Source organism: Rhodococcus sp. 06-418-5, from assembly GCF_002258285.1.
Taxonomy (GTDB): Bacteria; Actinomycetota; Actinomycetes; order Mycobacteriales; family Mycobacteriaceae; genus Rhodococcoides.
Map to the genome: position 1 here is coordinate 61,108 of NZ_NOYE01000002.1, position 12,727 is coordinate 73,834.

The window sequence follows — 12,727 nt, forward strand, 5'->3', positions numbered from 1 at the left end:
CTCAGTGCACCGGCTGTACGGGAGCGACCTCGTCGACATCCTTGCGTGCCGGAGCGCGAATGAAGAACGACGCCGCCACCGCCACCAGAGATACCGCGCCGCCGTAGAGGAACGCGGCATGGATGCCGGCCTCCGAACCGCCGAGCTGGGTTGCGCCGTCGGAGATTCGGGCCGCCGCGGTGTTCGACATCACGGTGACGAAGAGCGCGGTTCCGGCAGCGCCTGCCAACTGCTGCACCGTGTTGAAGATTGCGCTTCCGTGCGAGTACAGCGGGGTGGGCAGCGAACCCAGTGCCGATGTCATCAGTGGCGTCATGATGAAGGCGAGTCCCGCCGAGAGAAGCATGTGGATGCCGATCACCACAGGCAGGGCGGTCTGCGCGTCGAGCACGGTCATCGACCACAGGGCGGCGCTCATCACGATGGCTCCAGGAATCACCAACGGGCGCGGCCCGACTCGGTCGAAGATGCGGCCGACGAACGGAGCGAGCAGGCCCATCAGCAATCCGCCGGGGAGCAGCATGAGGCCGGTGTCGAGTGTGTCGAGGCCGCGGACGTTCTGCAGGTACATCGGCAGCAGGATCAGCGCACCGAACAGGGCCATCATCGAGATCGCGATCATGCCGAGGCCGATGCTGAACGTGGTGGTGCGGAACGGTCGCATGTCCAACAGTGCGCCGCCACGGTCCTGGCGCGAGATCTGACGCAGCACGAACACCAGCAGTGCGATCACACCGACCGCCAGTGGTAGCCATACCGGTACCACCGATTCTTCGGCCGAATGTCCCAGGCTGCTCAGGCCGTAGACGATGCCGCCGAACGCCAACGCGGACAACACCACCGATGGGGGATCGAACGAAGGCCGACCGGTTTGCGTCACGTTCTTCACCAGCGTGGTACCGATCGCGAATGCGATCAGTGCGATGGGGAGAACGAGCCAGAACATCCAACGCCAGTTCAGCGAATCGAGGATGACTCCCGAGATCGTCGGGCCGACGGCCGGAGCGACGGCGATGACGATCGAGATGATTCCCATCATCGCGCCGCGCTTGTGCGCAGGGACGACGGTGAGCACCGTCGTCATGAGCAACGGCAACATGATGGCCGTGCCGCTGGCCTGGGTGATGCGTCCGAGCAGGAGCAGCTCGAAGCCCGGGGCGGATGCCGCGAGCAGCGTGCCGACGGTGAACAGCGTCATCGCTGCCACGAAGACCTGACGCAACGTGAATCTCTGGAACAGATACCCCGTGATGGGAATGACCACGGCCATGGTCAGCAGGAATCCGGTGGTGAGCCACTGCGCCGTCGTTGCCGTGATGCTCAGGTCGACCATCAGGGTAGGGAGCGCCACGCTCATGATCGTCTCGTTGAGGATCATGACGAACGCTGCGATGACGAGGATGCCGATCAGCAACTTGCTTCCCGGCGCGAGCTGCGCGTCGGGTGCGTGGTCGGTCTCAGGTGTGGTCATGTGTCGGGAACTTTCGCGTATGGGTTCAAGTGTGGAGAAAGGTCGTGCTGCGACAGCCTGACTCATTGTGACAGTGACTGTCAACTTGAACATTGCTGGTAAGTTGACGGCGAGAATACGAAGAAGTAGGCGATGGGTGGAGGACAATGAGCGAGCATGTGCCGGACCTGCGAGAGCGACGTCGCCGGGAAACCCAGCTCGAGATCACCCGTGCCGCGCTCGAACTGTTCGAGACGCAGGGTTGCGCAGCAACGACGGTCGACCAAATTGCACGTCGGGCCGGCGTATCGCCCAGCACGTTCTTTCGTAGCTTCGCATCCAAGGAAGAGTCGGTTCTCGGGCTCGCCCCGGAGTTCGAGCTCGACATCGACGCCTGGCTGGCATCGACGGCCCCCGCGAACATCACCCTTGCAGCTATCGAAGCACTGTACGAGCGATCCGTCGAACGATTATCCGCGGCACCGCACGAAGCGCGAGATCGACTACTGCGTACCCGACGGCTGATCGGGCGCGACGATCACCTGCGGTCCGCCGCCTTCGCGACCGACGCCATGACGCTGTGTCGCGTCACCGACTCGGTGGCCGCCAAGCTCGATGGCCACGAATCACGTTCGTACGCACGATTGCTGATCGAGGGTGCCGGGATGGCCATGCGGATCGCCTTCGACGACTGGGCCGAGCGCATCGATGCCGGGCAGGACGCCGACCTGGTGGACATCTACCGAACCACGCTGCGCGATCTACGACGCGTAGTCGCCGGATGACGGTAGACGTCGTGAGTGGAACTTCGTAGCAGGGGTCGAGTTTTCGTGCACGTGGCGCGTAGCGCCTCTCACCCGAAGCGCTGCGGAGCCAAGTCGTCCACCCGTAGTCCGCGCGCAGTCACGTCGATCGGAAGCGGTTCTCCGCGAACGATTGCCGCGCCGACTCGTGCCAGTGCCGCACAGGTCTGGATTCCGTACCCACCCTGACCGGCGCACCAGAAGAAGCCTTCGATGCTCGGGTCGAAGCCCACGACCGGGGTGCGATCGGGAACGAAACTGCGCAGACCCGCCCAGGACGAGCGCAGATGCCGGCCCGTCAATGTGGTGGCCTCGGCGATGTCGTCGAACGCCCGCGCGATCTCCAACTCGTCGGGGCGCGCGTCACTCGGCTCGGTGGGCGTCTCGTCTGCAGGGGAGCACAAGAGTTGTGCACCTTCGGGTTTGATGTAGAACTTCTCGTCCATATCGCTCAACGTCGCAAGATTCGCGGTGTCGAGATCGTCGGGCGCGGCGACCATGAACACCGACCGACGCATCGGGACGAGTCCGATCGGATCGGCACCCGCCATGCCGCCGACGACGTCCGCCCACGCGCCTGCTGCGTCGACGACGAGGGGAGCAGTGTGGACCGACCCGTCCCTGGTGTGCACATGCCACTGTCCGTCGACGCGTCCGAGCTGCGTCACGCCTGCCCCGGTGTGGACCTGTCCACCTCGATCGCGCAGCCCCCGAACGAAACCCTGGTGCAGCGCGTGGACGTCGACCTCCATCGAATGTGGTTCGTACAGTGCACAATCGATCAGCTCGGGGCGCAGCGGCGGAAAGAGCGTGCGCGCGTCGGTCGGGGTGACCAATCGGGCGTCGGGTGTCAGTCGGCTGACGTCCGCATACATTGCCTCGAGCGCGTCGCCTCGCCCGATGGCCGCGAACTGCAACAGCGGACGCGGGGCCAGCAGCTCGGTTCGGAAGTGCTCCGGCGGGTCGACCAGAAAGGCCCGGCTGGCCGTCGTCAGGGCCCGAATGGTGCTGTTGCCGTAGGTTTCCAGGAACAGGGCGGCCGAACGTCCGGTGGTGTGGAAGGCCAGGGTCGATTCGCGCTCGAGCAGTGTGACGCGTCGGTCGCTCGCGAGTTCGTAGCCGAGCGAGACACCCCCGATTCCGCCGCCGATCACGATGACGTCGGTGGAGTTCCGTTCCCGCTCGGACGTGGTCATGGATTGCTCCCGTTCGTTGTCTCTGCGGTCCACTGCGCGCCGGGTCCGATCGCCTCGTCGAAGATCAGCCAAGTTCGCGTCGACAGTATCCCGTCGAGTCCCTGCAGTTTGTCGAGCACCAGGTGTCGTAGCGCCGAGGTGTCCGGAGCTCGCACCAGAACGAGGGCGTCGAAGTCGCCGCCCATGAGGCTGACGTGTTCGACGAAGGGGAAGGTGCTCAGATCGTCGGCGACGGCGCGCCAGGAATCCTGCCGAATGGACAATGCCACATACGCCGACGCGCCGAACCCCGCTTTCTCGTAGGCGATGCGTGCGGTGAATCCCTCGATGACCCCTTCGTCGACGAGACGGTCGACGCGCACGTAGGCGTGTGCTCGCGAGATGTGGGTGGCCTCCGCCAGGGCGCGCATGGACATCCGGCCGTCACGGCTGAGCTCGGTGACGATACGTCGGTCCACATCGTCGAGCTCGTATTCCTTCTGTGCCATCCGTCCACTCCAGCCGGTTCGTCAGGGGTCTGTGTGGACGAATTGTCACATTGTTTCCGGCATCGAGCCATCGATCTCTGATTCGGCTCCTGATTTGAATGTCGGTCCATATGGCCGCACTCTGTGTAGAACACATCGATCCGCGAGGAACACGCGCAGGAGGGGTACCGCATGACCACGACCGACACGCTCGATCACGTCACGACCTCGGTCGCGCGACGCGTTCGCCGGGGATACGAAGCCGACTTCGTGGAGTGGACCGATCGTGGGATGGACATCGTCCGAACCTTTCCCGGATTTCTCGGTGGCGGTTGGCTGCGCAGTTCCGGCGATTCCAACGACTACCACGTGGTGTATCGCTTCGAGACACACGCCGAACTCGACGCCTGGCTGCGCTCGGATGCCAGGCGCACCTGGCTCGGCACCGGCCGCCCCATCGCCGACGACGTTGCGACACATCGACTCTCCGGTGTGGAGGGATGGTTCGAGCCGCAGTCCAACCTCACCGACGCCGTCCGGGTGATCGGTGGTCCGCCGCCGCGGTGGAAGCAGGCAGTCTCGATCGGGGTTGCCTTCTACGCCGTCAGTCTGCTCGTCAACATCGTTGTGACGCCACACCTGACCGACCTGAACGTGGCCCTGCGTACCGCGCTGGTAGTGCTGATGTGCACGCCGCTGATGGTGTACGTGGTGATGCCGTTCGTCACTGCCCGGCTGCGTCGCTGGCTGGTACCGCGCTCGTAGCCTCGCTTTCGATAGGGTCGAACCCATGCCCGACGCCCCGGTACACGATCAATTCGCCCTCGACGGGGCCTGGAACTTCCGTGATCTCGGCGGTGCGCGCACCACGGACGGGGCGACGGTTCGGCCTGGATTGTTCTATCGCGCTTCCGAATTGAGCGCGCTGTCCGAGAGTGGTCAGCGTTCTGTCGGTGACCTCGGGATCCGCACGGTGTTCGATTTTCGTAGCGGTTCGGAGATCGATCGCAGTGGCGCGGACCGAGTTCCGCCGGGCGTCGAGTCGATCTCGGTTCCCTTCGAGATCGTTCGAGGAGTGCGCGCCCCCCACGAAGCTCCCATGCAGGACGAGCAGAGCCAAGTCGAGTACATGATGCGGGCATACGCGTCCTTCTCGGCTCTCGACGGGGCATCGCACGCGATCAAGCGGGTGGTCGACGCGATCGTCGAGAGTCGCGGTGGCGTCCTGGTGCACTGCGCAGCGGGCAAGGATCGGGCCGGGTGGACCGTCGCGACGGTGTTGCGGGCGGCCGGTGTCAGCGAGGACGACATCGTCGCGGACTACCTACGCAGCAACGACGGGATCGAGCCCCTACTCGCTCACGTGCGCCGAACCTGGGTGGGGGCGGCCGACACGGAAGTCCGACCCACCGAGGCGATACTGGGAGTTCGCGCGTCCTACCTGGAGCACGGGCTGGACGTCATGAAGTCGACACACGGATCGTTCGACGGGTACCTGACGCACCTGGGTATCGATCGGGACCTCCGGCATCGCCTGACCGCCGCCCTCGTGAACGCCTGAGCGGTAGCCTCGCCCCATGCGTATCGGACATACCGCCCCGGATTTCGAGCTACCGGACCATTCCGGGGAACTGCGTGCGCTGACCGACCTGACTGCGTCGGGCCCGGTCGTTCTGTTCTTCTACCCGGCGGCCAACAGCCCCATCTGCACGGCCGAAGCGTGTCATTTCAGGGACTTGGGCACGGAGTTCGAGAGATTCGGCGCGCAACGTGTCGGCATCAGTACCGACACCCGAGATCGCAACCAGCATTTCGCGCTGCAGAGGTCGTTCGACTATCCGTTGCTGTCCGACTCCGACGGTGCGGTGGCCGAGCAGTTCGGAGTGCGACGAGGCGGGTGGTTCACCCGGCGGCGTCGGCTTCGTGAGCTCGAACGCGGGCGGGCGCATGCAGCCAACCGTGGGTACCTGCGGCAGCTACTGTCCGTGAAGCGGACGACATTCGTGATCGATCGGAACCGAGTGGTGCGGATGGTGGTGCAGAGCGAACGCGGTCACGTACATGCGACCAAGGCGTTGGAGTACCTGCGCTACCTGTCGTGAAGGGCTGTTCTCGCTATTCGTTCGCGCCGCTGAACAGGGCGGTGTAGACGGCAGGCTTCGATGTTTCGGCGTGCGCATCGGTCGATGCGTCGTCGGGATGGCTGAAGAGCGCCTCGTTCTTGTCCTTGTGTTCCATTCCCCGAGCATGCCCCTGATTCGCGGCAATAGCCACTCGCCGCGCGGGCTGTCCGGGCTCGGCCGGGTGGGATACTGCTCGAGTGCCCGATGAATCCCTGTTCGACGCCCTTCGTCGCGAGCCCGACGCCGAGGCACCCAACCTTCACGCCGTCGACGCCGCGGACCGCCTCGTCCTCGATACCGTCGACGAACTGACCGGAATCGACAGGACCAGGCCGATCGCGGTGATCGGCGACCGGTACGGAGCCCTGACCCTCGGGGCCGCCTCTGTCGGGTTCTCCGCGATACGCGTGCATCAGGACGCCGTCACCGGAGTGCGCGCGCTCGAGCTGAACGCCGCGCGGGTCTCGATGGCCGGGACTTACACCCAGCACGCGCTCGGTGCCGAACTTCTCGACGGCGTCGGCGTGGTGCTGATGCAGTTGCCGCGAGGTCTGGCCGAACTCACCGAGATCGCCGAGCACATCGCCGCACACGCATCGTCGGACGTCGTCGTCCTCGCGGGGGGACGAGACAAGCACATGACCCTGGCGATGAACGACGTCCTGCGGAAGTCGTTCGAGACGGTGACGGCCGGCCGCGGACGACAGAAGGCCCGAGTGCTCACCGCACGTGGGGCGGTGGCGTCGGGAATGACGTATCCGGTGAGCAAGAGGATTGCCGACCTGGACTTGACGGTGGTGGCGCACGGGGCAGTGTTCGCAGGTGCGGGCCTCGACATCGGGACCAGGTATCTGCTCGAGTTCGTTCCGAAGATGCTCCCGCGAGCTCGGGTTGCCGTCGACTTGGGCTGTGGCACAGGAATTCTCGCCACCGAGCTGGCGCGCACCAGGCCCGACCTCGAGGTGATCGCCACCGACCGCTCGTCCGCAGCGATTGCATCGGCGGCGGCCACGGCCGAGGCCAACGGGACGCGTGTGTCGGTGCTCGCCGACGATGCGATGTCCACGGTCGAATCGGAGTCGGTCGATCTGGTGGTGTGCAACCCGCCGTTCCACGAGGGTGCTGCGGTGCACACGGGCGGCGCGAGCAAGTTGTTCGCGGCGGCGGGCCGCGTGCTGAGGCCGGGAGGACAACTGTGGACGGTGTTCAACACCCATCTGAACTATCGGCGCGAACTGGCCGACGCCGTCGGCCCCACCGACCTGATGGGGCGCAACGGCAAGTTCACCGTTGCTCGCTCGGTGCGTTCGAGCGAGCAACGGTAGACGGTCAGGTGACCGGGCCGCCGTCTTCGGGAGCTCCGTCGATCTGTCCCCGGTTGCGTCCGAGGTCCTCGACGAGAGTGCCTTCGACTATTTCGGCCTGACGCTGGCCTTCTGCGTAATCGACGTCCGGATCCTCGTCGGATTCCTCGATGACGTGGTCGACCAGTTCCTCGGTCAACTCGTCGTCGGGGGTCTCGGTGATCGGGCGGTCGAGATCGTCTTCGACGGCGATGTCGGGTTCTTCCTCGCTGAGCTTGAGGTCCAGACTCTCGCCCTCGGCTGCTTCGCGAGCAGTGGTGCCGAAGCTGTTGGCCTCGCTCCAGTGATCGGGGGGATCGACCACGGTGTCACCGTCGTCGTTGCGCACCTCGTCGGAGTCGACGCTCTCGCTGGGGTCCAAGGTCTGGTCGGGTCCGTCTTCGATTGCCATTTCCTCATAGTGCCCGTTTCGATTCGGTGTCACACACGCCGTCGTCTCCGCGTGTCGAGCCCCCACCCGGTAGAGTCCGATTTGTCCGTCGTAGAAGTTCTCCTCCTGGGAACTTTTGTCCGGATGTCAGACGTTCTACTGATGACCGACGGGGAGATCCCCGGTGGGGATCAGAACTTACGAAGGGAAGAGACACGGTGCGCACCTCCAGCAACCCGGTGTTCCGCAACCTGCCCAAGCAGCAGGGCGGCGGCTACGCCACATTCGGATCTGCGACGGCTGGAGCCTCGCAGGCCGCCACCTTCGGCCAGCATCCCGGAACGCAGGCCGACCCGTACACAACCCAGCCCGCACAGCGGGCAATGACCATCGACGACGTGGTCACCAAGACCGGCATCACCCTCGGTGTGCTGAGCGTCACGGCGATCATCTCGTACCTGCTGGTCTCCAACAACACCGCGTTGGCCGCTCCGTTCGTCATCGGCGGTGGCTTGATCGGCTTCGGCCTGGTCATGTTCGCGACCTTCGGTCGCAAGATGGACAACAAGGCCATCGTCCTCGCCTACGCCGCAGCGGAAGGCGTGTTCCTCGGCGCACTGTCGCTGATGTTCACCGGTGTCGCGTTCGGTGGGGTCGGCGGATCGGCCCTCATCGGTCAGGCCGTCCTCGGCACGTTCGGCGTGTTCTTCGGCATGCTGATCGTCTACAAGACCGGCGCGATCCGCGTGACCCCGCGCCTGACCCGCATGGTCGTCGGTGCCCTCATCGGTGTCGTCGTCCTCATGCTCGGAAACCTCGTCGCCAGCTTCTTCATGGAGGACGGTTTCGGTCTTCGTTCCGGCGGACCGCTGGCCATCATCTTCAGCCTCGTCTGCATCGGCATCGCCGCGTTCAGCTTCCTGCTCGACTTCGACCAGGCCGATCAGCTGATCCGCGCACAGGCACCGGAGAAGGCAGCCTGGGGCGTCGCCCTCGGTCTGACCATCACGTTGGTCTGGCTGTACGTCGAGATCCTGCGACTGCTGAGCTACTTCCAGAACGACTAGTACTCACGAGAAAAGCCCCGCCACTCCTTCGGGAGAGGCGGGGCTTTTCTCGTTGTGCTGTCTCGGATCAGCTGAGACGTTCCAGCACCATGGCCATGCCCATGCCGCCGCCGACGCACATGGTCTCGACGCCGAACGTCTTGTCGTGTGTCGTCAGGTTGTTGAGCAGCGTGGTGGTGATCCGGGCACCGGTCATACCGAACGGGTGGCCGATGGCGATGGCACCGCCGGAGACGTTGAGCTTGTCCTCCTCGATGCCGAGGTCGCGCGCCGAACCGAGGACCTGCACCGCGAAGGCCTCGTTGATCTCGAACAGGTCGATGTCGGAGATCGACATGCCCGCGATCTTCAGCGCCTTGCGGGTGGCCTCGATCGGTCCGAGGCCCATGATCTCGGGAGAGGTGCCGGTGACGCCGGTGGAGACGATGCGCGCCAGCGGGGTCAGGCCCAGTTCCTTGGCCTTGGTGTCGCTCATGATGACGAGCGCTGCTGCGCCGTCGTTCAGCGGGCAGGCGTTGCCGGCAGTGATCGTGCCGTTGGGTCGGAAGACCGGCTTGAGCTGGCTGATCTTCTCGTACGTGGTGCCGGCGCGAGGGCCGTCGTCGGTGCTGACCACGGTGCCGTCGGCGAGGGTCACCGGGGTGATCTCCCGCTCGAAGAATCCGGCGTTGATGGCCTCTTCGGCGCGGTTCTGGCTGCGCACGCCCCAGTGGTCCTGGTCCTCGCGGGTGATGCCGGTCAGAAGCGCGACGTTCTCGGCCGTCTGGCCCATCGCGATGTACGCGTCGGGCAGTTCGCCGTTCTCGCGGGGGTCGGTCCAGCTGTCCGCGCCCTCTTCCTGTGCCTTCTTGGTACGGGCCTCGGCGTCGGCGAAGATCGGGTTGTGGCTCTCGGGGAGCGAGTCGGAGCTGCCGTGAACGAAGCTGGACACGCTCTCGACACCGGCCGAGATGAACACGTCACCTTCGCCCGCCTTGATCGCGTGCAGCGCCATGCGGGTGGTCTGCAGCGAGGACGAACAGTATCGCGTGATCGTCGTTCCGGGCAGGGAGTCGTAGCCGAGCTGAACCGCGACGATGCGAGCGAGGTTGTTGCCCTGCATGCCGCCGGGCAGTCCGCAGCCCAGAAGCAGGTCGTCGATGTCCTTCGGGTCGAGCGAGGGCACCTTGGCCAGCGCAGCGGCGACCATCTGAGCGGTGAGGTCGTCGGGGCGAATGTCCTTGAGCGACCCCTTCATCGCCCTGCCGATCGGTGAGCGCGCGGTGGCGACGATGACTGCCTCTGGCATGAGATCTCCTTCGAATCGATACTGCGTACCTGCTTTGCTACCGCCGGGTAGGCGATGTCTCCTGACCGAACTTACAACCCCGCCGAATCGGCGCTGCCGCGACGTACGAGATCCTCCGACGCAGTGGTGATCTCGGCGTCGAGTTCTGCTGTTCGCCGGCGCAGAAATCGGTCGAGGGCTGCGGTGGCACGGGGGATCGGCTTGCGCGATTCGACGGCAGCAGACACCGTCGGCAGTTCGGGCAGCGGACCACCGTGCCACACGCCGAGGGCGGAGGCGAGCACCGGCAGAATCTGCTGTGCGGCAAGCTCGTAGCCGGCCGCCGAGGGATGGAAGCGGTCCGCCGAGAACATGGTGTCGGGGGCCGCGAGGAACTCGGGAGCCAGCAGATCGGCCAGGGCCACCGGATGCCCGCCCGCGCTGAGCGTGCGGGCAGTCTGGGCGTGGGCGAGGCGGCGACCCCAATTGCGGACGACGGTACGCAGCGGCTGCGGAATGGCCGTCACGACACCGAGATCGGGGCACGTACCCACGGCGACGACGCAGCCCTTGGCGGTGAGCCGCTCCACCGCGTCGCCCAGTCGGGCCGCCGAAGCCGGAATGGAGAACTTCTTGGTGACGTCGTTGGCGCCGATGAAGATGACCGCGGCGTCGGGAGGGGGACCTGCGACGAACATGGCGTCGACCTGGCCTTCGAGTCCCTTGGATGTGGCACCGGCAATTGCCTTGGTGCTCAAACGAATTCGTTGGCCTGTTTCCTCCGCCAATCCTCTGGCCAGCAGAACGCCGGGAACCTCGTCGGCGACGGTGCAGCCGACGCCTGCCGCGGTGGAGTCGCCGAAGATCATCAGATGAATATCTGCTGAACTTCCCAATCGCCACCGTTCCGGGGCCACGCAGCCCGCTGTGTAGACGCCGTCCGCCTCCGGTGGTTTGGCCGTGGTGCGCCCGATGACGCCACGCGCCGCAGCGGCCTGCGCCATCAGATGTCGGTACGCGGCCCAGGACGCCGTCCCTGCTCCCGAGCCTGCCAGCACTGTCGCGGCGCTCGCTTTCGCAGCGGTACGCCATCCGCTCGCCGTCACAGATCGATCCCTCTCCTCATGCCTTCCTCACCATCGTATGCGGGTGTCGACGGCCGTGACCGAGAGTCGAATACCTGCATCTGGGAAGATGGAGCAATGCGCATCGCACAGCACATCACCGAACTCATCGGCAACACCCCGTTGGTGAAGTTGTCCACCGTCATCGGCGACGGCGCCGGCACTGTCGCGGCCAAGATCGAATACCTCAACCCGGGTGGTTCGTCCAAGGACCGCATCGCCGTCAAGATGATCGACGCGGCCGAGGCGTCCGGCGAACTGAAGCCGGGCGGCACCATCGTCGAACCCACGTCCGGCAACACCGGCGTCGGTCTCGCACTGGTCGCGCAGCAGCGTGGCTACAAGTGTGTGTTCGTGTGCCCCGACAAGGTCGGTGAGGACAAGCGCAACGTGCTGCGCGCGTACGGAGCCGAGGTCGTCGTCTGCCCCACGGCCGTCGCGCCCGAGGACCCCAACAGCTACTACAGCGTCTCGGATCGACTCGTTCGCGAGATCGAGGGAGCCTGGAAGCCCAACCAGTACTCCAACCCGGCGGGCCCGGCCAGCCACTACGAGACCACCGGTCCCGAGATCTGGGCCGACACCGACGGCAAGATCACCCACTTCGTCGCAGGCGTCGGCACCGGCGGCACCATCTCCGGCACCGGCAAGTACCTCAAGGAGGTCTCCGGCGGCAAGGTCAAGGTCATCGGCGTCGACCCCGAGGGCTCGGTGTACTCCGGAGGTACGGGACGCCCGTACCTCGTCGAGGGCGTCGGCGAGGACTTCTGGCCGACCGCCTACGACCCGTCCATCCCGGACGAGATCATCGCGGTCTCCGATGCCGATTCGTTCGACATGACCCGTCGCCTCGCACGGGAGGAGGGCCTGCTGGTCGGAGGCTCGTGCGGCATGGCTGCCGTTGCTGCTATCCAGGTCGCCGAGCGTGAAGGTCCCGACGCGCTGGTCGTCGTGCTGCTGCCCGACGGCGGACGCGGCTACCTGGCCAAGATCTTCAACGATTCCTGGATGTCCTCGTACGGATTCCTGCGTTCACGCCTGGACGGCACCACCGAGGAGACCTCCGTCGGTGCAGTGCTGCGCGGCAAGTCCGGCGCGCTCCCGGACCTGGTGCACACCCACCCGTCGGAAACCGTGCGTGACGCCATCGAGATCCTGCGCGAGTACGGCGTCTCGCAGATGCCCGTGGTCGGTGCCGAGCCGCCCGTCATGGCAGGCGAGGTTGCCGGCAGCGTCACCGAGCGCGATCTGCTGAGCGCCGTGTTCGAGGGACGGGCCGCGTTGGCCGACCCCGTCGCCAAGCACATGAGCGCGCCGTTCCCGCTGATCGGTGCCGGAGAGACTGTCTCCGACGCCACCAAGGCACTCGGCGAATCCGATGCGCTGATGGTCGTCGAGGAAGGCAAGCCCGTCGGCGTCATCACCCGCCACGATCTGCTCGGATTCCTCAGCAAGGGAGCCTAGGCATGTGAGTGGAACTTCGTAGCAGGCTACGA

The 12,727-nt window shown here is 65.5% G+C and carries 14 protein-coding genes; 7 read left to right on the forward strand and 7 right to left on the reverse strand.

The annotated features are described in order from the left end of the window. Window position 1: 1 nt before the first annotated feature. A complete protein-coding gene (locus tag CH274_RS00305) occupies window positions 2-1,471 on the reverse strand; it encodes an MDR family MFS transporter (RefSeq protein WP_094656488.1) in 1,470 nt (489 codons plus the stop codon). 146 nt (window positions 1,472-1,617) lie between these two features. Between CH274_RS00305 and CH274_RS00310 the strand changes: the two genes are divergently transcribed. Then, the gene (locus CH274_RS00310; protein WP_032397596.1) at window positions 1,618-2,235 is read left to right on the forward strand and encodes a TetR/AcrR family transcriptional regulator; all 618 of its coding nucleotides are present in this window, start codon (window positions 1,618-1,620) and stop codon (window positions 2,233-2,235) included. A gap of 68 nt (window positions 2,236-2,303) precedes the next feature. On the opposite strand, the gene CH274_RS00315 is transcribed toward CH274_RS00310, so the two are convergent. After that, entirely contained in the window at window positions 2,304-3,449 is a 1,146-nt protein-coding gene (locus tag CH274_RS00315) for an NAD(P)/FAD-dependent oxidoreductase (RefSeq protein WP_094656489.1), read from the reverse strand. After that, on the reverse strand, window positions 3,446-3,937 hold the full coding sequence (locus tag CH274_RS00320; protein ID WP_094629356.1) for an Lrp/AsnC family transcriptional regulator: 492 nt from the start codon (window positions 3,935-3,937) through the stop codon (window positions 3,446-3,448). The genes CH274_RS00315 and CH274_RS00320 overlap by 4 nt, the downstream gene beginning before the upstream one ends. A gap of 171 nt (window positions 3,938-4,108) precedes the next feature. Between CH274_RS00320 and CH274_RS00325 the strand changes: the two genes are divergently transcribed. From CH274_RS00325 to CH274_RS00335, 3 genes are read left to right on the forward strand one after another with little or no spacing between them, the layout of a single operon-like run. Continuing rightward, on the forward strand, window positions 4,109-4,681 hold the full coding sequence (locus tag CH274_RS00325) for an antibiotic biosynthesis monooxygenase (protein ID WP_094656490.1): 573 nt from the start codon (window positions 4,109-4,111) through the stop codon (window positions 4,679-4,681). 25 nt (window positions 4,682-4,706) lie between these two features. Then, entirely contained in the window at window positions 4,707-5,477 is a 771-nt protein-coding gene (locus CH274_RS00330; protein WP_094656491.1) for a tyrosine-protein phosphatase, read from the forward strand. A gap of 16 nt (window positions 5,478-5,493) precedes the next feature. After that, entirely contained in the window at window positions 5,494-6,018 is a 525-nt protein-coding gene (locus CH274_RS00335; protein ID WP_032397591.1) for a peroxiredoxin, read from the forward strand. Between the two features lie 13 nt (window positions 6,019-6,031). On the opposite strand, the gene CH274_RS29560 is transcribed toward CH274_RS00335, so the two are convergent. Beyond that, a complete protein-coding gene (locus CH274_RS29560) occupies window positions 6,032-6,154 on the reverse strand; it encodes a hypothetical protein (protein ID WP_254923930.1) in 123 nt (40 codons plus the stop codon). Between the two features lie 82 nt (window positions 6,155-6,236). Between CH274_RS29560 and CH274_RS00340 the strand changes: the two genes are divergently transcribed. Beyond that, window positions 6,237-7,364: a class I SAM-dependent methyltransferase gene (locus CH274_RS00340; protein WP_094656492.1), complete on the forward strand. Its 1,128-nt coding sequence runs from the start codon at window positions 6,237-6,239 to the stop codon at window positions 7,362-7,364. A gap of 4 nt (window positions 7,365-7,368) precedes the next feature. On the opposite strand, the gene CH274_RS00345 is transcribed toward CH274_RS00340, so the two are convergent. Further along, window positions 7,369-7,794, reverse strand: coding sequence for a hypothetical protein (locus CH274_RS00345; RefSeq protein ID WP_032397589.1), 426 nt, complete (start codon window positions 7,792-7,794; stop codon window positions 7,369-7,371). Between the two features lie 197 nt (window positions 7,795-7,991). On the opposite strand from CH274_RS00345, the gene CH274_RS00350 reads away from it, so the two are divergent. Then, a complete protein-coding gene (locus tag CH274_RS00350; protein WP_032397588.1) occupies window positions 7,992-8,840 on the forward strand; it encodes a Bax inhibitor-1/YccA family protein in 849 nt (282 codons plus the stop codon). A gap of 67 nt (window positions 8,841-8,907) precedes the next feature. On the opposite strand, the gene CH274_RS00355 is transcribed toward CH274_RS00350, so the two are convergent. After that, window positions 8,908-10,128, reverse strand: coding sequence for an acetyl-CoA C-acetyltransferase (locus CH274_RS00355; protein ID WP_032397587.1), 1,221 nt, complete (start codon window positions 10,126-10,128; stop codon window positions 8,908-8,910). 71 nt (window positions 10,129-10,199) lie between these two features. Beyond that, window positions 10,200-11,213, reverse strand: a complete 1,014-nt coding sequence (locus tag CH274_RS00360; protein ID WP_045196028.1) for an SGNH/GDSL hydrolase family protein — start codon at window positions 11,211-11,213, stop codon at window positions 10,200-10,202. Window positions 11,214-11,309: 96 nt separating this feature from the next. On the opposite strand from CH274_RS00360, the gene CH274_RS00365 reads away from it, so the two are divergent. Beyond that, on the forward strand, window positions 11,310-12,695 hold the full coding sequence (locus tag CH274_RS00365) for a cystathionine beta-synthase (RefSeq protein ID WP_032397585.1): 1,386 nt from the start codon (window positions 11,310-11,312) through the stop codon (window positions 12,693-12,695). Window positions 12,696-12,727 lie beyond the last annotated feature (32 nt).

Coding starts and splice junctions, on each gene's coding strand:
- CH274_RS00305 (WP_094656488.1), bottom strand. CDS start 1,471: ATGACCACACCTGAGACCGACCACGCACCCGACGCGCAGCTCGCGCCG.
- CH274_RS00310 (WP_032397596.1), top strand. CDS start 1,618: ATGAGCGAGCATGTGCCGGACCTGCGAGAGCGACGTCGCCGGGAAACC.
- CH274_RS00315 (WP_094656489.1), bottom strand. CDS start 3,449: ATGACCACGTCCGAGCGGGAACGGAACTCCACCGACGTCATCGTGATC.
- CH274_RS00320 (WP_094629356.1), bottom strand. CDS start 3,937: ATGGCACAGAAGGAATACGAGCTCGACGATGTGGACCGACGTATCGTC.
- CH274_RS00325 (WP_094656490.1), top strand. CDS start 4,109: ATGACCACGACCGACACGCTCGATCACGTCACGACCTCGGTCGCGCGA.
- CH274_RS00330 (WP_094656491.1), top strand. CDS start 4,707: ATGCCCGACGCCCCGGTACACGATCAATTCGCCCTCGACGGGGCCTGG.
- CH274_RS00335 (WP_032397591.1), top strand. CDS start 5,494: ATGCGTATCGGACATACCGCCCCGGATTTCGAGCTACCGGACCATTCC.
- CH274_RS29560 (WP_254923930.1), bottom strand. CDS start 6,154: ATGGAACACAAGGACAAGAACGAGGCGCTCTTCAGCCATCCCGACGAC.
- CH274_RS00345 (WP_032397589.1), bottom strand. CDS start 7,794: ATGGCAATCGAAGACGGACCCGACCAGACCTTGGACCCCAGCGAGAGC.
- CH274_RS00355 (WP_032397587.1), bottom strand. CDS start 10,128: ATGCCAGAGGCAGTCATCGTCGCCACCGCGCGCTCACCGATCGGCAGG.
- CH274_RS00365 (WP_032397585.1), top strand. CDS start 11,310: ATGCGCATCGCACAGCACATCACCGAACTCATCGGCAACACCCCGTTG.